The 16,289-nt window shown below is 67.2% G+C and carries 17 protein-coding genes and 2 pseudogenes; 14 read left to right on the forward strand and 5 right to left on the reverse strand.

Annotated features, from left to right (window positions below; all coding sequences use genetic code 11):
• The first annotated feature begins 85 nt into the window (after positions 1–85).
• The gene (locus AC3A6Y_RS09065; protein ID WP_487867904.1) at positions 86–970 is read left to right on the forward strand and encodes an SMP-30/gluconolactonase/LRE family protein; all 885 of its coding nucleotides are present in this window, start codon (positions 86–88) and stop codon (positions 968–970) included.
• A 669-nt stretch (positions 971–1,639) separates the two neighbouring features.
• Here AC3A6Y_RS09065 and AC3A6Y_RS09070 read toward each other — a convergent pair.
• The 3 genes from AC3A6Y_RS09070 to AC3A6Y_RS09080 all read right to left on the reverse strand — a co-directional run bounded on the left by AC3A6Y_RS09070 (position 1,640) and on the right by AC3A6Y_RS09080 (position 3,058).
• Positions 1,640–1,837 (reverse strand): hypothetical protein, encoded by a 198-nt coding sequence (locus AC3A6Y_RS09070; protein WP_487867905.1) that lies wholly within the window; start codon positions 1,835–1,837, stop codon positions 1,640–1,642.
• 685 nt (positions 1,838–2,522) lie between these two features.
• A complete protein-coding gene (locus AC3A6Y_RS09075) occupies positions 2,523–2,768 on the reverse strand; it encodes a hypothetical protein (RefSeq protein WP_487867906.1) in 246 nt (81 codons plus the stop codon).
• Positions 2,765–3,058, reverse strand: a complete 294-nt coding sequence (locus AC3A6Y_RS09080) for a hypothetical protein (protein WP_487867907.1) — start codon at positions 3,056–3,058, stop codon at positions 2,765–2,767. Before AC3A6Y_RS09080 ends, AC3A6Y_RS09075 begins: the two co-directional genes overlap by 4 nt.
• A 270-nt stretch (positions 3,059–3,328) precedes the next feature.
• Here AC3A6Y_RS09080 and AC3A6Y_RS09085 point away from each other — a divergent pair.
• Positions 3,329–3,547, forward strand: a pseudogene (locus AC3A6Y_RS09085) (hypothetical protein); the annotation flags it as partial.
• The gene (locus AC3A6Y_RS09090; protein WP_487869032.1) at positions 3,524–4,207 is read left to right on the forward strand and encodes a DUF637 domain-containing protein; all 684 of its coding nucleotides are present in this window, start codon (positions 3,524–3,526) and stop codon (positions 4,205–4,207) included. The pseudogene AC3A6Y_RS09085 and the gene AC3A6Y_RS09090, both read left to right, overlap by 24 nt.
• Here AC3A6Y_RS09090 and AC3A6Y_RS09095 read toward each other — a convergent pair.
• Positions 4,108–4,959 (reverse strand): annotated as a pseudogene (locus tag AC3A6Y_RS09095) (two-partner secretion domain-containing protein); the annotation flags it as partial. The gene AC3A6Y_RS09090 and the pseudogene AC3A6Y_RS09095 overlap by 100 nt on opposite strands.
• Between AC3A6Y_RS09095 and AC3A6Y_RS09100 the strand changes: the two are divergent.
• Positions 4,958–5,098, forward strand: a complete 141-nt coding sequence (locus tag AC3A6Y_RS09100; protein WP_487867908.1) for a hypothetical protein — start codon at positions 4,958–4,960, stop codon at positions 5,096–5,098. The pseudogene AC3A6Y_RS09095 and the gene AC3A6Y_RS09100 sit on opposite strands and share 2 nt — an antisense overlap.
• Positions 5,099–5,148: 50 nt before the next feature.
• On the opposite strand, the gene AC3A6Y_RS09105 is transcribed toward AC3A6Y_RS09100, so the two are convergent.
• Positions 5,149–6,063, reverse strand: a complete 915-nt coding sequence (locus AC3A6Y_RS09105; RefSeq protein WP_487867909.1) for a LysR family transcriptional regulator — start codon at positions 6,061–6,063, stop codon at positions 5,149–5,151.
• 95 nt (positions 6,064–6,158) lie between these two features.
• Between AC3A6Y_RS09105 and AC3A6Y_RS09110 the strand changes: the two genes are divergently transcribed.
• The 10 genes from AC3A6Y_RS09110 (at position 6,159) to AC3A6Y_RS09155 (ending at position 16,287) form a co-directional block, all read left to right on the forward strand.
• On the forward strand, positions 6,159–7,250 hold the full coding sequence (locus tag AC3A6Y_RS09110) for an LLM class flavin-dependent oxidoreductase (RefSeq protein WP_487867910.1): 1,092 nt from the start codon (positions 6,159–6,161) through the stop codon (positions 7,248–7,250).
• 18 nt (positions 7,251–7,268) lie between these two features.
• Entirely contained in the window at positions 7,269–8,243 is a 975-nt protein-coding gene (locus AC3A6Y_RS09115; protein ID WP_487867911.1) for a flavin reductase, read from the forward strand.
• A 24-nt stretch (positions 8,244–8,267) separates the two neighbouring features.
• Positions 8,268–9,455, forward strand: a complete 1,188-nt coding sequence (locus AC3A6Y_RS09120; RefSeq protein ID WP_487867912.1) for an acyl-CoA dehydrogenase family protein — start codon at positions 8,268–8,270, stop codon at positions 9,453–9,455.
• A gap of 3 nt (positions 9,456–9,458) precedes the next feature.
• Positions 9,459–10,586 carry an acyl-CoA dehydrogenase family protein gene (locus AC3A6Y_RS09125; protein ID WP_487867913.1) on the forward strand — a complete coding sequence of 376 codons (1,128 nt, stop codon included), beginning with the start codon at positions 9,459–9,461 and terminating at the stop codon, positions 10,584–10,586.
• The gene (locus tag AC3A6Y_RS09130) at positions 10,583–11,344 is read left to right on the forward strand and encodes an enoyl-CoA hydratase/isomerase family protein (RefSeq protein WP_487867914.1); all 762 of its coding nucleotides are present in this window, start codon (positions 10,583–10,585) and stop codon (positions 11,342–11,344) included. The genes AC3A6Y_RS09125 and AC3A6Y_RS09130 overlap by 4 nt, the downstream gene beginning before the upstream one ends.
• A gap of 2 nt (positions 11,345–11,346) precedes the next feature.
• The gene (locus tag AC3A6Y_RS09135; protein WP_487867915.1) at positions 11,347–13,518 is read left to right on the forward strand and encodes an acetate--CoA ligase family protein; all 2,172 of its coding nucleotides are present in this window, start codon (positions 11,347–11,349) and stop codon (positions 13,516–13,518) included.
• Entirely contained in the window at positions 13,515–14,273 is a 759-nt protein-coding gene (locus AC3A6Y_RS09140) for an SDR family NAD(P)-dependent oxidoreductase (protein WP_487867916.1), read from the forward strand. The genes AC3A6Y_RS09135 and AC3A6Y_RS09140 overlap by 4 nt, the downstream gene beginning before the upstream one ends.
• The gene (locus AC3A6Y_RS09145; RefSeq protein ID WP_487867917.1) at positions 14,270–14,644 is read left to right on the forward strand and encodes a VOC family protein; all 375 of its coding nucleotides are present in this window, start codon (positions 14,270–14,272) and stop codon (positions 14,642–14,644) included. Before AC3A6Y_RS09140 ends, AC3A6Y_RS09145 begins: the two co-directional genes overlap by 4 nt.
• Positions 14,641–15,183: a nuclear transport factor 2 family protein gene (locus tag AC3A6Y_RS09150; protein ID WP_487867918.1), complete on the forward strand. Its 543-nt coding sequence runs from the start codon at positions 14,641–14,643 to the stop codon at positions 15,181–15,183. The genes AC3A6Y_RS09145 and AC3A6Y_RS09150 overlap by 4 nt, the downstream gene beginning before the upstream one ends.
• Before the next feature lie 135 nt (positions 15,184–15,318).
• Positions 15,319–16,287 (forward strand): AraC family transcriptional regulator, encoded by a 969-nt coding sequence (locus AC3A6Y_RS09155; protein WP_487867919.1) that lies wholly within the window; start codon positions 15,319–15,321, stop codon positions 16,285–16,287.
• Positions 16,288–16,289: the final 2 nt, after the last annotated feature.

Consider the following 16,289-nt stretch of genomic DNA (forward strand, 5'->3'; position numbering starts at 1 on the left):
GCAAAGCTGGTTTGCAAGGCGCGGCGCTGCGGGCGCCGGATCGTTGCCACACTGCGGCGCAACGCGCGAACACCGGGACATCATCATGACCGTCGAGATTCGAAGACTTGGAGACACGAAAGACCTGCTGGGCGAGAGCCCTTGCTGGGATGCGCCGGCGGAGGTCCTTTGCTGGATCGACTCGCTGGCGGGCATGCTGCGGCGCATGCGGCCCGCGACCCGGGCGATCGAGCAGCACAGCCTGCCCGCGCCGGTCGGCTCGATCGCGCCCTGCGAGAGCGGCGCCGTGGTTGCGGCGCTGAAGAACAGTTTTGCCCGCTACGACTTCGCCACGCGCGAGCTGGAGTTGCTTGCGAGCATCGACGTCGACCATCCGGACGTGCGCCTCAACGACGGCAAGTGCGATCCCTGGGGCAACTTCATCGCCGGCACCATGCACAACAACCGCCAGCCGGGCGACGCCATCCTCGGCGGCCTGTACCGGCTGCGGCCGGACCGCTCGGTGGAGAAGATCGCCGACGGCATCGGCCTCACCAACGGCCCCTGCTTCAGCCTCGACGGCCGCACGCTGCATGTGGCCGACAGCACGGTGCGCACGATCTGGGCCTACGACTACGCGCCCGACGCGCCGCTTTCCAGCCGGCGCGTCTTCGTGCACACGGAAGAGTTCGGCTCCGGCCCCGACGGCGCGACCGTGGACGCCGAGGGCTTCGTCTGGACGGTGCTGCCACGCATCGGGAAGATGGCCCGATTCACGCCCGACGGCCGGCTGGACCGCCTGGTCGAGCTGCCGGCCACCTACCCGACCAGCCTGTGCTTCGGCGGTCCGCGGCTTGACGTGGCGTTTGTCACGTCGATCTCCAGGAGCACGCACCTTGCGGGAGAGCGGGCGCAGGATGGTGGGGTGTTCGAGGTGAGTGGGTTGCCTGCGGGCGGCGTGGCGCCGGATCGTTTCGCGGACGGACGCTGAGCCGGTACTCCGGTGTTAGCGGTCGAGATGACTGGCGCGTCGACGTAATACATCGGCGTTTTTTTTTGGGTCTCAGGAGCCAACCATACCCCAGCGGTCGAACCCAATATCAAACCAGAGTCCGTTGAAGATTTGCGAGTAGTAGAGGCGTGCAGAGTAGACGAGCGCACCGGCTGCGATGAGTGGAATTATGATTTTTTCATCGAACAGATACTGCTTGCGACGGCAACGGATTACATGCATGTCTTGCCCCCTGCCATCACGCATCCAATCAGGCTTCCCGTAAAGAAAAAAGGAGGGAAAAACAAAACAATAAAGAATGAAAACAATACCGCCCCGATCATTGTCCAGCGAGGAGTGAAATTTTTGACCTTGGAGACAAAAAGAAGGACCAGAATGAGGGCGAAAGGAACTATGAGCGTCAGTGCTCCTCCAGCAATGCAATATATGGACTGAAATCATACGCGGGTACAGATCCTGTCGCTGATCTAAAAATGCCGGCGGCCCACGAATTGCTGTTATATTTTGAACCCCCACTTGTCCTTCGAGGGTCAGTGGAACCGAATACGGTATCGTGCAGCAAATGCCACGATGGGTTGCCCCGTTGGCGATTAATCGAGTAAGGTCCCCACACGATATTCGGCTTTGGCCCGCTTTCGATGTTGCTATTCAAGAAAAGCCTGCAATAAGCGCCAATTTGGGGCCGCGATGTTCCCACCTGTTGCCCGCAGCCTGCGCGTGCCCTGCAATGGACAAAGAACCGTTGCACACGAGATAGCCAAAATGCACGAGATAATTGATGGCAATTTTTAACAGCCAAGGCCCAAATATCAGCATCACGCCCGCAAAAAGGGCTAAATCGGTCAATCTGAGGCGATTCGTTCCGAAAACACTTTGCCCTTCACCCGCGCCTTAATCTGCGCGCCCGCGAGATTCAAGTCGTGCCCTGCAGCAGCCGGGAGACTGCCACCGGAGTTGGTCACACCAGCGCACTATCACCGAGAACTCCTGACCTTATCTTTGACCCATGACCATACCGATCTGAGCAATTCCTCCCCCGTGTTTCGCTGTCCGAGCTGCTCCATCTGAGAGCCCATTCCCAATACAGCAACAAACAATCCTGCAATCACGGAAAAAAAATACCAAACGCGGCTCGGGGCATGGAGCAGAAGCCAGGGCCCCAAGCCAACGGCCAAAGCTACCAGCAAAGCAACGTCAAACAAAATTTTTCTCATTGTGAGCCTCTTCGGATTGGGTCATATATGAGATTTTTGGCGTCTTGAAGCCGTGGCTTGATTTCTCTCTCGGCAACTTCCATCTCAAGAACAGAACAGCCCCGAGGTCTGTTGGTTTTCCATGAGCCAGGAGTAGTTGCAGTGGTTGCGCTTTGCGTTTCATTTCACAGAAATCAGCCGCGCCCGACGACTTGGGTTGTTGATCAAGAGCCAAGGCCCAAATCAAGACTCAGCCCAACAAGCAGAAAAATTGTCGCGAGATCAGATTCGATTAAGGGCGCATGCGGTGAAGGCATGGATCATCCGTTGCATTCAATCTAACGATCTTGGTGGATTTTAAATAGGCTTTTGATCCATATCCATGCAGATTGAAGCAAATCTTCTCCCGGATGCCCTCGCTTCAGCATTCGAGCTTGAGCGTCGTACCCTGCAATGGACAAAAGAACCGTCCCCACGAGATAGCCAAAATACACAAAGTAATTGACGGGAATTTTGAACAACCAAGGCCCAATTATCAGCATCACGCCCGTAATAACGGCCAAATCAGTCAATCTGAGTTTCATTTTTTTGCTCCAATATAAGAATCGATCCAGTCTCGCATGTCCTGCAATTTTGGTTTTATTTCTCGCTCGACGATCTCATTCACCAGAAAAAGGGGGGTGCCGGTTCGTTCCGAAAACACTTTGGCAGCGAAATCGAGGGCAACCGTATCGACCAGCACTTTTCCTGCGCTGGGCGAAAAGGCCTGTTCAAGCAATCCGGCTACACCCGCCGCGATTTCAAACGACATGGTCACGGGTACGTTCCCTGTCGCTGTCGCCAAAGCTGCTGCGCGTTGGTAATCCGTACTCATTTTTCCGAAGTAAGCCCCGACAGCCTGTCGCTGCTGGGCTGTCAGAGGGGTGTTCTGTTGAACACCCACGCCGGATATACATGGCAGGCTCCCATTTGCACATTTGGCTGTCGATACGATCGATGGTGTATTGATCGGAGCGATTGCGTCCCGACTGACTGCATACGGCGTCCAAGGCGGAACCCCGTTTGTGCCGCCACCTGTGGTGGTGTTCGAAGTGATGTATTGCTGGATCTCCCAGTCCGCCCGGGCCGGCACCTCGATGACCTGCGTCGTTCCAGGTACCGGCAGTGGCTGTCCAGCGACTATCTGCTCAACGCCCTGGGCAGCGACCCCGATCGGGTCCAGAAGCGCCTGGGCGACGGGTTCTACGAGCAGCGCCTGATTCGCGAGCAGGTGGCGCAGCTGACCGGCTCCCGCTACCTGGATGGCTTCGACAGCGACGATGCCCAGTACGCGGCGCTGATGAACGCCGGGGTGAGCTTCGCCCACCGGCCCCATGCCACTCTGGTGATAGGACCACCGATCGTGCGCCTCCTTCACCCGCTGCCACTCGACGCTGTTCACGAACGCCGGGTCGTTGGCGAGCTGGTTCACCCAGCCCATGCCCGGCTGCTGCGCCAGCGTCGCCAGGCTGTCGCTCTGGCCGAGCTGCGCCTTCACCCCGCCGGCGGCTTTGATGCTCAGGTCCTTGACGTCGAAGCGGTTGTAGTGGCTGGTCTCGTCCGTGCGCCCACTGCCCGAGGCGGAGGAGAAGGCCGCATCGTTGTCGTCCTCCTGGCGGCGCATGGCACTGCTGGTGCTTTGCGTCAGCAGGTCGAGCTTGCCGCCGGCATCGATGGCCAGGCGCTCGCCCGTGTCGTCCAGGGGCTGAGCACTTCCGGCCTGCTGCCGGAGAACGTTGCCGATGCGACCAACGGCTCGGCCCGGTTCACGGACCAGTTGCAGCGCCAGTTGATCGATGGCGCGGCATCGGCGGTGGTGCGCAGTGCGGTCAACGGCACGAGCCTGGAGGACGAGTTGCGCGACGGGCTGACCAATGCGCTGCTGAGCGTGATCTTGCCGGCGTACATGCCCCCGAGCAGCGAGGAATCCAGTGCGAAGACGGGCGCGCTGCCGGTGCCGGTGGCCGGGCTGATCTGCCCTTGATCGGCCGAGACCTGGTTGGCGCCGGTCACCACCTTGAGCTCATTGGCCCAGAGGCCCGCGTTGACCTTGATGGCGCGTGCCAGGATGGCCGCGTAGTCGGTGCTCCTGGCATCGAGGCCGGCGCCCTCGATGCTGACGGTGCCGCCGCGCACCACGTAGCCGTCCAGGCCGCCGGCGGCATCGAGCTGAGGCGTGCCGGTGGTGAGCGTGGCCCGGCTGGCGTTGACGAAGGTGCCGCCATCGACGGCGATGCCCGCCGGGTTGGCCACGATGACCTCGGCGCGCTGGCCGCCCACCTCGATGGCCCCGCGCAGCTGCGTGGGGTTGCCGCTCACGATCTCGTTGAGGATGATCCGCGCCGGCCCGGTCGCCAGATAAGGATTGGCCTGCACCCAGCCGCCCAATTGCGTCTGCACATTGCTGCGGCTGTTGTTGAGGATGACGCCGCGGGATTGGACGTCGAACTGGTGGTAGAGGTTGCGCGAGACGCCTGCGGCCGAGGGGGTCTGGATGTTGACCAGGGGCACGCCATTGGGTGCCACCAGCACGGTGGGGCGCAGGCCCGGCGCCACGCCCGGTGCGCCCACGATCTGCGCTTGGCCGGGCAGCGCCACCAGCACGCCGAAAAGAGCGCCCGCCGCGATCGCGGGCGCTGTGCCGGCGGCCTTGCCCGCGCTCCTGGCCGTCTCCTGCACCGCCACGCGCAGGCCGCGCGCAGCATTGAAGACCACCCTGTAAAGGTGCTTGTTCATGTTCTTCCTTCCGGCCTGGGCGTCGGAAGAAAGCCTCCCCTGGCATTCATCACACCGGCCCTTCTTGTTTTTGAAGGGCCGGATTCTGGTGCGCCACCTCCGCAATAACGGCAGCGACGTCAGAAAACACCAGATTTGAGCGGTCGCCGGTGCGGCCCTACGGCGTGGCCGACCGATTTCTTGGATCTTTCAAGATGGCGCGTCGCCCTCGCGCAGCGCATCGGCCATGAAGTCCACAAAGGCACGCACCTTCAAGGGCAGCGTGCGGCTCTGCCGAAACACCGCGTAGATCCCGTTGGAAAAGGCCCGCACCGCAAACCGGTGCTCGGGCAGGAGCCGCACCAGCGATCCGTCCTGGATGCAGCTGCGCACGGTGGGTTCCGACAGCAGCGCAATCCCCATCCCGCCGATCGCGGCCAGCCGCAGCAGTTCGCCGTTGTTCGAGCTCAGCACGCCCTGGATCGCCAGCACCTGCTGCTGCCCCTGTTCGTCGATGTACTTCCAGGTGGTGGCCTCGTGCTCGCGGCGGTAGGTGAGGCAGCGAACCTGCGTGAGGTCGCGCGGGTGGCGAATGCGCTTGTGCACCTTCATGAAGGACGGGCTGGCCACCAGCACCTCGTCGCTGCTGAGCAGCCGCTTGATCACGAAGCTCGAATCGTTCGACTCCCCGGTGCGGATGTCGATGTCGAAATCCTGCTCCACCAGGTTCACCGGGTGTTCGGAGAGTTCGAACTCCAGCTGGATGTCCGGATGGCGCTGGGCGAAGCGCGGCAGCAGCGGCGCGATCACGCGCAAGCCGATCTGCGTGCGCGAGTGGATGCGCAGCCGGCCCTCGGGCAGCAGCTTGGAGCTGCGCGCCGCCTCCTCTGCCTCCGCCATCGCCTCCAGCACCACTTCCGCGCGCGCCAGGAAGGCCTTGCCCGACTCGGTGACCTTGAGATTGCGGCTGGTGCGGTCCACCAGCTGAACGCCCAGCTCTTCCTCCAGCGCGCTGATGCGGCGCGAAATGGTCGCGGGCGAAAGGCTGAGACTGCGCGCCGCGGCCGAGAGGCTGCCCTTGCGCAGCGTCGTCACGAAGATCCGCAGCGAGTCGAGGGCCTTCATTTCAGAAATCGCAAAGAAGGTGTACGCGGCGTGGTGAACATGAGAGGCACCCCACTCCTACCATCGACCGCACGCAACCAACAAGGAGCCCGGCGATGGATTTCGGAATCTTCATTCTGATGCAGCAGCGAAACAAACATAAGACCTCCCACCAGATCCTGCGCGATGCCGTGGAGCAGACGCGGCTGGCGGACGAACTGGGCTTCGGCGGCGCGTGGTTCGCGGAGCATCACTTCAGCAACTACGGCATGTGCTCGTCGCCGCTCACGATGATCGCGCACTGCGCCGCCGTCACCCGCAACATCCGCCTGGGCACCGGCATTGTCGTCGCACCGCTGTACACCCCGGCCCGCCTGATCGCCGACGTCGCGATGGTGGACCAGCTGTCGGACGGCCGCCTGAACCTGGGCATCGGCTCCGGCTACCAGCACTTCGAGTTCGAGCGCTTCGGCGTTTCGCTGGAGACCTCCAAACAGCGCACGCTGGAGATGCTGGACATGCTGGAGCTGGGCCTGAAGGAGCCGAAGTTCGCCTACGACGGCCAGTTCTACCAGCAGCCCGAAAGCGCGATCAGCCAGCGCGCGGTGCAGCAGCCGATGCCGCCGCTGTGGGTGACCAGCGTGGACCCGACCTTCCTGGCCCGCGCCGTGCGTGGCGGCCATCACGTGTTCGTCTCCGGCGGCGACGGCGGGGTGGAGAAGCTGCAGGCGACCCGCGCCCTGATCGACAAGGTGGCCCAGGGCGAAGGCAAGGACCCGGCCCAGGTGCCGGTCGGCGTGCTGCGCGCGGCCTACGCCAGCGACAACAAGGCCGAGGTCGACCGCTACCTCGATTGCGCCCGCTACCAGCGGCGCGTGGCACTCAGCCTGAAGCGCCGCACGGCGCAGATCGGCGAGGACTACCAGGTGGCCGAGACGATGGTGGACGGCGAGCCGACCCTCGACGAGATGCGTGCCCTCCTGCCCGTGGGCCCGGTGGACACGGTGATCGAGCGGGTGGTGCGCGAGATCCGCGCCATCAAGCCCGTGCACTACTGCTTCCAGACGCAGATGGGCGACTTCGACCATCCCACCATGCTGAAGCACCTGGAACTCTGGGCCAAGGTCATCATGCCCGCCGTGCAGCGCGAGATCGCCAACGACCCGCCGCACGTGGCCGAGCCGGCCATCGAAGCCGCCGCCGCCTGAGGCGCCAGGGCCTGCGCCATGACCTGCACGACCTTGCACCGCGATGGCATCGAGCCGGCGCTGTTCCGGCAGCTGCTCGGCTGCTTTCCGACCGGTGTCGCCGTCATCACCACGCGCGCTGCCGACGGAACGCCCGTGGGCCTGACCTGCAACTCCTTCAGCTCCGTCTCGCTGGAACCGCCGCTGGTGCTGTTCAGCCTGCGCAAGGAAAGCCGCCTGATGGCGACCTTCGCCGAGGCCGAGGGCTTCGCCATCAACATCCTGTCGCAGCGGCAGGATGCGCTGTCGGGCCGCTTCGCCTCCAGCAAGATCGCGGACAAGTTCGAGGGCGTGGCCTGGCACGCGGGCCCGCTGGGCATGCCCATCGTCGAAGACTGCCTGGCCAGCTTCGAATGCAGCCTCCATGCCCGTCACGAGGCTGGCGACCATCATGTCTTCATCGGCGAGGTCAGGCACATGAGCAGCGGCCCGGCCGACCAGGCCCTGGTGTTCTACAAGGGCGCCTACATGATGCTGGCGGAGTCGCTGCGCAACCTGGTGGTCCAGGGGCGGCTCGGCTCGCCCGACATCGACGAGGCCTACCGCACGCTGTACGGCACGCTGCTGCGACTGGCCTGCGAGCGCGCCAGCGACGGCGAGATCGATGCGATCGAGGCCGCCGTCGACGACATAGAAGCGCACCAGGCCACCGACACGCTCGCGCAGCGCATCGACTCGGCCAGCCGCTTCTTCTCCGCGATCGCCGCCGCCGGGCACAACGAGGCCCTCACGCTGATGGCGCAGACCATGACCACCGTGCTGCGCGAACGCATGACGCATGTTCCGGTGCGGCCGCGGCCGGACCTGTTTCCGCTGCGGCGCAAGGTCGTGCGCTGCCTGCGGGCACGCGACGCGGACGGTGCCGCCGCCGCGCTCGACGAGCTGATCGACAAGCTGCGCAAGGGCAGCGAGGCGCAGGCCGGCACGGACGCCGCGCCCGCCGAAGCCCGATAGACAACCACACTCACAGGAGACCCCATGTCGAACACCGACGCCGCCGGCGCCGAGGCGGATGCCTACGCCGCCTTTCGCCGCGAGCTGGAAGACTTCGCCCGCAGTGCCTGTCCGCCGGAAATCCGCGCGGTGGTGGCCGCGGGCCAGAAGGTCACCAAGCGCGAGTACCTGGGCTGGCACCAGGTCCTGAACGCCAGGGGCTGGGGCGCGCCCAGCTGGCCCGAGGAATACGGCGGCACCGGCTGGGACCTGAAGCAGCGGCTGATCTTCGAGGAGGTGATGGCCGAGGCGGAGTGCCCGCCGCTGTACCACCATGGCCTCGGCCACATCGGCCCGGTCATCATCCGCTTCGGCACGCCCGAGCAGAAGGCGCGCTTCCTGCCGCGCATCCTGGATGGCTCCGACTGGTGGTGCCAGGGCTACTCGGAGCCGGGCTCGGGCTCGGACCTGGCCTCGCTCAGCACCGCCGCCCGGCGCGACGGCGACGACTACGTGATCAACGGCCAGAAGATCTGGACCTCCCACGCGCACGAGGCCAGCATGATCTACATGCTGGTGCGCACCTCGAAAGAGGCGAAGAAGCAGGAGGGCATCTCGCTCCTGCTGGTGCCGATGGACACCCCGGGCATCACGGTGCGCCCGATCCGCACCATCGACGGCTGGCACCACCTCAACGAAGTGTTCTTCGATGAGGTGCGCGTGCCCGCCGCCAATCTGATCGGCGAGGAAGGCAAGGGCTGGACCTGCGCCAAGTACCTGCTGGAGCGCGAGCGCCTGCCGCCTGCGAGCGTCTCGCGGCTGGAGCTGGTGAGAAGGCAGGTCGCCCGCGTGGTGGACGAGGCCGCCAGGGACAGCGCCGGGCGCCGGGATTTCGGCAGCCTGCGCTACCGGCTGCTGCTGGCCGAGGCCGACCTGAAGGGCGCCCGCGCCGTGCTGGCCGATGCCACGGACGACCTGATGCACCAGCGCCCGCTCGGCGCGCAGCCGTCGACGCTCAAGCTCTTGTGCAGCGATGTCGCGCAGCGGCTGACCACCATCGCGCTCGATGCGGTCGGGCCGGACGCGGCGCATCGCTTCCTCGCCGACGCGGGCGAGGGCGAGCCCGGGGCGACCTGGGTGCAGAACTACCTGTTCACCCGGGCAAGAACGATCGCCGGCGGCACCTCCGAAGTGCAGCGCAATGTCGTCGCCCACGAACTGCTCGGAGCCTGACCTGTGCCTACCTCCTTCAATCCCCTGTTCCCCGGCATGCTGCTCGACGCGGCCGGCCGTTTTGCCCAGGACCACGCCACGGCGCAGGACTTCGCGGAGGCCGACCCGATCGCCGAGATGGGCTGGGCCTGCACGCTGGTGCCCGAGGAACTCGACGGTGCCGGCGGCACGCTGGCCGATCTCGCCTCCATCGTCGAGGGCCTGGCCACGCACGGCCTGCACCTGCCGGTGGTGGAGGCCTGCGCCATCGCCCCGTTGCTGCTGCAGGCAGCGCAGCCCGAAGCCGCCGCGCGCTGGCTGCAGGCCGTGTGCGAAGGCAGCGCCACGATCGCGCCGCTGACCGCGCTGGCCGCGCCCCTGGACGACATCGCCCTGCAGGCGCAGCAGCTCGACATCGGCTTTGCGCTCTCCGGCGACGCGCGGGGCGTCGATGTCTCGCGGGCCGCCACCCACTACCTGGTGCCCGCGGTGCTGCAGGGAACGCAGGAGACGGCGATCTTCCTCGTCGACGCCGAGCGCCTCGCGCCCGCCGCCACCTACCGCACGATGGAAGGCCGGCGCACCGCCGACTTCGGCCTGGCGCAGCTCGCCGTGCCCGCCGGCGCCTGCCTCGCGCGTGGCGCCGCGGCGCAGGACGCCTTGCTGCGCGCCCAGGACGCCGCCCTCCTGCTGACGGCAGCCGACACCGTGGCGGCGCTCGCCACGCTCATCGAGCAGACCGTCAACCACCTGAAGGAGCGGCGCCAGTTCGGCGTGGCGCTCTCGTCTTTCCAGGTGCTGCGCCACCGCACGGCCGACATGTATGTGCGCTATCTCGGCGCGAGGGGCCTGCTGATGCACGCCTTCCACGAACACGAAACCGGCGCCGCCGGCCTGCGCCGCACATTGGGCCTGATGAAGGTGTCGCTGGCCGAGACCGCCCGGGCCTGCGCCGAGGCCGCGATCCAGATGCACGGCGGCATGGGCGTGAGCGAGGAGGTGCTGGCCACCCGCCTGGCCCAGCGCCTGCTCGCTTCCGAGTTCCGCTACGGCGACCGCCTCGCGCATGCCGCGCGCCTGCTCGCACCCCAGGACCCCGAGGGCGCGCAGCGCGACCTCGCCGCTTCCCACGTTTCCAGGAGTTCACGATGAGCGTCAGCCTCGAAGTTTCCGAATTCATCGCCGTCGTACGGCTGGACAAGCCGCCGGTGAACGCACTGGCCCGCGAAACGCGGCAGCGCCTGATCGAGGTCTTCGACGAGATCTCCGAGCGCAGCGACATCCGCGTCGCCATCCTCACCGGCACCGGCAAGTACTTCTGCTCCGGCGCCGATCTCAAGGACCGTCCCGATCCGGACAAGGCCGGCGACTTCCTCGGCCACAACCGCCTGACGCGCGAGACCGGCAACGCGATCCGCGAGTGCGCCAAGCCGGTGATCGCGGCCGTCAACGGTCCGGCGCTGGGCGCAGGCATGGGCCTGATGGCGGCCTGCGACATCTTCCTCGCCTCCGAGGACGCGAGCTTCGCGATGCCCGAGATCAACGTCGGCCTGGCCGGCGGCGTGTCGATGCTCAGGACCATGGTCGGGCGCTCCTTCACCCGCCGCATGTTCTTCACGGGCATGCGCGTTCCGGCTGCCGAGATGTACCGCCGCGGCGTGCTGGACGAAGTGGTCCCCGCCGAGCAGCTGATGCCGCTGGCGATGCAGATCGCGCAGGAGATCGCGTCGAAGAGCCCGGTCGCCATTGCCTATGCCAAGCAGGCCGCGAACATGATGGACCTGATGCCGCAGCGCGACGGCTATCGCTTCGAGCAGAACTTCACCATGGCGCTGTCGAAGACCGACGACGCGAAGGAGGCCCGCCAGGCTTTCCTCGAGAAGCGCAAGCCGGTCTACAAAGGTCGCTGAACATGGGCGCAGCTGAACTCGACAAGGTGGCACCGGTGTCTGAAGTGGCTGATGTCGCCGAAGCAGGCAGAGGCCTCGACGCGCTGTTCAAGCCGCGCTCGATCGCCATCTTCGGCGCCTCGGACGACGTGACCAAGATCGGCGGCCGGCCACTGCAGTTCCTGCAGAAGTACGGCTACGCCGGCGCGATCTACCCCATCAACCGCAAGGGCGGCACGGTGCAATCGCTGCGCGCCTACGCCGGCGTGGGCGAGCTGCCGGAAGTCCCCGAGCTGGCCGTGGTGGCGGTGCCGCCCGACGGCGTGCTGGAGGTCGTGCAGGCGTGCGCCGCCCGCGGCGTGCGCGCGGCGGTCATCCTGACCGCCGGCTTCTCCGAGATGGGCGAGGAGGGCGCCCGGCTCCAGCGCGCCATCGGCGAGGTGGCCCGGCGCTCGGGCATGCGCGTGGTCGGCCCCAACTGCCTGGGCTCGATCGGCGTGCCCGAGAAGAGCATCGCCACCTTCTCCGTGGCGTTGGAGTCGGCCTTGCCCGCCGCGGGCCCGGTGGGCATCGTGTCGCAGAGCGGCAACCTCGGCAGCTACACCATGCGGCTCGCGGCCGAGCGCGGCATCGGCATCAGCCGCTTGCTCACCACCGGCAACGAATGCGACGTCGACATCGCCGATGCCATCGCCTCGCTGGCGCGCGACCCCGGCACCTCGGTGATCCTGTGCTGCATGGAAACCTGCCGCAATGGTGCCAAGCTGCTGCGCGCCATGGCGATGGCGCGCGAGGCCGGCAAGCCGCTGGTGGTGCTGAAGGTCGGCGTCTCCGCCGCGGGCAGCGAAGCGGCCGCATCGCACACGGGCGCGCTGGCGGGTTCCGACGCCGTGTTCGACGTGGTGCTGCGCAACGGCGGCGCCCTGCGGGTGCCCAGCATCGAGCAGCTGCTGGAAGTGGGCCACGCGATCTCGGTGGTGGGCGCGGACCGCGCGCCGAAGGGCAACCGCACGGCGCTGATGACCGCCTCGGGCGGCTTCGGCGTGCTGATGGCCGATGCCGCCAGCATGCACGGCCTGGCCTTGCCGAAGCTCTCGGCGCGCACGCAGGAGCGCATCGTCGCCGCGCTGCCCTTCGCATCGGCAGCGAATCCGGTCGACATGACGGCCCAGGTGTCGAGCCGTCCGGAGCTGCTGGTGCAGGCGCTGTCCGCCGTGGCGGACGACGAGTCCTGCGATGCGCTGATCCTGCAGTCCGCCTATGCCTTCCAACTGCCGCGGCTGCGCGACGTCTACATCGCCGCGCTGGAGCAACTGCGCCGGGACCATCCCTCGCGCCTCGTCCTGCTGTGCTGCAAGCCGCCGCGCGAGGTGGCGGCCCAGCTGCACGGGATGGGCTTCCCGACCGTGGAGACCATCGATGCGGCCTGCGCCACGCTGGCGGCGCTGGTGCGGCTCGGCACGCGGGGCGAAGCGCTTCGATCGGAGGCGGTGCCGGCACCGAAGGACGCGCTGTCCGCCGAGGCCTTTGCGAACGAGGCCGGCGCCAAGGCCGCACTCGCGCAGGCCGGGCTTCCCGTGCTCCGGGAGATCACGGCATCGAACCGTGACGCGGCGCTGGCGGCAGCGCGCGAGATCGGCTTCCCGGTCGTGCTCAAGATCGTCTCGCCCGACATTGCGCACAAGACCGAGGTCGGCGGCGTCGTCGTCGGCGTCGGATCGGAGGCGCAGCTGCTGCACGACTACGACGAGCTGCTGGCGCGCGTCGCGCAGAAGGCGCCGCGGGCCCGCATCGACGGTGTGCTGGTGGCGCAGATGGCGCGCGGCGGCACGGAGCTGATCCTCGGGACCAAGAAGGACCCGGTCTTCGGCCCGGTGGTGATGGTGGGCCTGGGCGGCATCTTCGCCGAGGTGTTCAAGGACGTGGCCCTGCAGCTGGCGCCGGTGAGCGAGACGCAGGCGGCCGCGATGCTGCGCTCGCTCAAGGCCTTCGCCCTGCTCGACGGCGCGCGCGGCCGGCCGCGTGCGGACGTGCAAGCCGCCGCGCATGCGGTGGCGAGCCTCTCGCGCTTTGCCGCGCGGCATGCGGATGCCGTCGCGGAGATCGACATCAATCCCCTGGTGGTGCTGGACGAAGGGCAGGGCGCCTTCGCGCTCGATGCGCTGCTGGTGCCGCAAACGAAAGACAAACCATGAATGCATCCCTGGAAGGCCGCGCGGCCTTCATCAGCGGCGCCGGCCACGGCATCGGCCGTGCCACCGCGCTCGAGATGGCCCGGCTGGGCGCCACCGTCGGCGTGAACGACCTCAAGCCGGAGTTCGTGGAGGACACCGCCGCCGAAATCCGCCGGATCGGCGGCAAGGCGGTCGCGGTGCCGGGCGATGTCTCGACCCGCGACGGCATGCGCGAGGCCGTGCTGCGCTTTGCGCGCGAGGCGGGGCGCCTGGACGTGATGGTCAACAACGCGGCCTGGGTGCGCTACCAGCCGCTGGCGGAGATCACGCCGGAGGTGATGGACCGGATGGTGGAAATCGGCTTCAAATCGGTGATCTGGGGCATCCAGGCGGCCGCCGAGGCCATGGACCCGGAGCGCGGCGGCTCGATCGTCAACGTGGCGTCCATCGCCGCCTTCAAGTCGCCGGCGCGCTCGGTGGTGTACAGCGGGTTGAAGGCCGGCGTGCTCGGGATCACCCGCGCCGCGGCGGCCGACCTGGGCGCGCGCCGCATCCGCGTCAACGCGGTGGCGCCGGGCGCGGTGCCCACCGAGGGCACGGCCAAGCACCGCAACGCCGAGCTCGATGCCAGGCGCATCGCGCGCACGCCGCTCGGCCGGCTCGGGACCGTGGAGGACATCGCCGACGCGATCTGCTTCCTGGCCGGCGACGGCGCGCGCTTCATCAATGCGGATGTGCTGCGCCTCGACGGCGGCGCCTCGGAGACCTCGCTGTGAGCGCCACTCCTCCCAAGCGCCTGCAGAACGTGTACGTGGTGGCCGAACGTCCGGCCGAGCTGCACGCCTTCTACGAATCCGCACTGGGGCTGCAGCTGAAGTTCCGCGACCAGGAGCGCTGGTTCCAGTACGGCGTGGGCAACACCAGCGTGGCGCTGGCCTGCCGTGAAGAGGCGACGCCTGCGACTTCCGGGCTCGTGATGGTGTTCGAGGTGGAGGACTTCGCCGCGGCGCAGGAACGCATCGCCGGTGCGGGCGGACAGGTGCTCGGCATCCGCGACATGGGCGCGCACGGCGCGGTCCTCTCGCTGCGCGACCCGGAAGGCAACGTCGTGCAGCTGTTCAAGCGCGCGGCGACGCCGGCGCCATGAGCTCGGCAGCGCAAGAGCCGCTGCAGGCCTTGCTCGACCGCGAGGCCATCCGCGAGTGCTTGTACCGCTACTGCCGCGGCATCGACCGCGCCGACGAGGCTGCCCTGCGTTCCGCCTACTGGGAGGACGCCACGGACTGCCACGGCGCCTGGAATGGCAGCGCCGCCGGCTTCATCGAGCAGGCCCTGCAACGCCTGCGCGGCGGCGGCCGGCGCGTGCACCAGGTGTCGAACATCTGCATCGAGCTGCATGGCGGGCTCGCCGCGGTGGAGAGCTGTTTCCTGGCGCTGCAGGCCCCGGCCGGCGCGACGGTGCAGACCCTGCTGTGCGGCCGCTACGTCGATCGCTTCGAGCGCCGGGATGGCGAGTGGCGCATCGCCGCAAGGACGGTGGTGTACGACTGGATCGAGGAGCGGCAGCGGCCGGAGCTGGCGCTCGGCGACGAGGCGCTGTTCGGCATGCGCCAGCCCGTGGGCCGTGCGGCACCGGACGATGCGGTGTATGCGCTGCTGCGCGAAGTACGCCCGCTGCCCAGGTGACCGTGACCCGCTGATGCGCGGGTAGCCCCGGCCCGGCGCTCGCCGGCTTGCAGGATCCTTGCGCATGTTTGCACGATCCTGCAACGCGGGCGCCGAAGCCCGGACAAACGGCGCCAAAGCTTTAAGCTTCGGCGCATGCTGACATCCCTCCAGAAAGCGCCGCAGGACGACCGATCGTCCGATCAGTTGCAGGTCACCGTCATGCGGGCCGAGCTCGCCGCGCTGATCGACCGGCTCACCGGCGGTGCCGATGGCGTGCATCCGACGGCGGTCCCGCGCCTGGCGCTCGCGCGGGTCTCGCAGGCGCAGCATCCGGTGCATGCGGTCTACGATCCGGCCTTCTGCGTGCTGGCGCAGGGCAGCAAGCGGGTGCTGCTGGCCGACGAGGTCTATGTCTACGACACCAGCCAGTACCTGGTGGTGGCGCAGAACCTGCCGGTGTCCGGCCAGGTGATCGACGCCTCGGCGGACGCCCCCTACCTGGGCCTGAAGCTGAGCTTCGACGTCAAGGACATTGCCGCCGCGGCGCTGGAGTTCCGCTTCGGCGAAGCCGCGCCCGCACGCGCCTCGTCGCGCGGGATCTACACCGGCGAGCTCTCCACCGCGGTGCTGGACCCGGTGCTGCGCCTGGTCAAGCTGCTGGCCTCGCCCGAGGACGTGCCCGCGCTGGCGCCCCTGATCGTTCGCGAGATCCTGTACCGGCTGCTGAAGTCGCCCGATGGCTGGCGCCTGGCCCAGATGGCCATGGTGGACAGCCACAGCCAGCGCATCACCCAGGCCATCAGCGTGCTCTCGCGGCGCTTCCAGGAACCGCTGCGTGTCGAAGCGCTGGCGGACGAGGTGCACATGAGCGTGTCCTCGCTGCACCACCACTTCAAGGCGGTCACGGCGATGAGCCCGCTGCAGTTCCAGAAGCAGCTGCGGCTGCAGGAGGCGCGGCGCATCATGATCGGCGAGAACGTGGACGCCGCCACCGCGGGGCATCGCGTCGGCTACGAAAGCCAGTCGCAGTTCAACCGGGAGTACAGCCGCTTCTTCGGTTCGCCGCCGGCGCGCGATGTGAAGCGGTTGAGGGAGCTGCAGCTGGGGCGGGCGAGCGGTTGACG

Source organism: Variovorax sp. Soil_C_17 (genome assembly GCF_057657265.1).

Coding starts and splice junctions, on each gene's coding strand:
- AC3A6Y_RS09150 (WP_487867918.1), top strand. CDS start 14,641: ATGAGCTCGGCAGCGCAAGAGCCGCTGCAGGCCTTGCTCGACCGCGAG.
- AC3A6Y_RS09155 (WP_487867919.1), top strand. CDS start 15,319: ATGCTGACATCCCTCCAGAAAGCGCCGCAGGACGACCGATCGTCCGAT.
- AC3A6Y_RS09110 (WP_487867910.1), top strand. CDS start 6,159: ATGGATTTCGGAATCTTCATTCTGATGCAGCAGCGAAACAAACATAAG.
- AC3A6Y_RS09065 (WP_487867904.1), top strand. CDS start 86: ATGACCGTCGAGATTCGAAGACTTGGAGACACGAAAGACCTGCTGGGC.
- AC3A6Y_RS09090 (WP_487869032.1), top strand. CDS start 3,524: ATGAACGCCGGGGTGAGCTTCGCCCACCGGCCCCATGCCACTCTGGTG.
- AC3A6Y_RS09140 (WP_487867916.1), top strand. CDS start 13,515: ATGAATGCATCCCTGGAAGGCCGCGCGGCCTTCATCAGCGGCGCCGGC.
- AC3A6Y_RS09120 (WP_487867912.1), top strand. CDS start 8,268: ATGTCGAACACCGACGCCGCCGGCGCCGAGGCGGATGCCTACGCCGCC.
- AC3A6Y_RS09115 (WP_487867911.1), top strand. CDS start 7,269: ATGACCTGCACGACCTTGCACCGCGATGGCATCGAGCCGGCGCTGTTC.
- AC3A6Y_RS09135 (WP_487867915.1), top strand. CDS start 11,347: ATGGGCGCAGCTGAACTCGACAAGGTGGCACCGGTGTCTGAAGTGGCT.
- AC3A6Y_RS09130 (WP_487867914.1), top strand. CDS start 10,583: ATGAGCGTCAGCCTCGAAGTTTCCGAATTCATCGCCGTCGTACGGCTG.
- AC3A6Y_RS09105 (WP_487867909.1), bottom strand. CDS start 6,063: ATGAAGGCCCTCGACTCGCTGCGGATCTTCGTGACGACGCTGCGCAAG.
- AC3A6Y_RS09080 (WP_487867907.1), bottom strand. CDS start 3,058: ATGAGTACGGATTACCAACGCGCAGCAGCTTTGGCGACAGCGACAGGG.
- AC3A6Y_RS09075 (WP_487867906.1), bottom strand. CDS start 2,768: ATGAAACTCAGATTGACTGATTTGGCCGTTATTACGGGCGTGATGCTG.
- AC3A6Y_RS09100 (WP_487867908.1), top strand. CDS start 4,958: ATGTTCTTCCTTCCGGCCTGGGCGTCGGAAGAAAGCCTCCCCTGGCAT.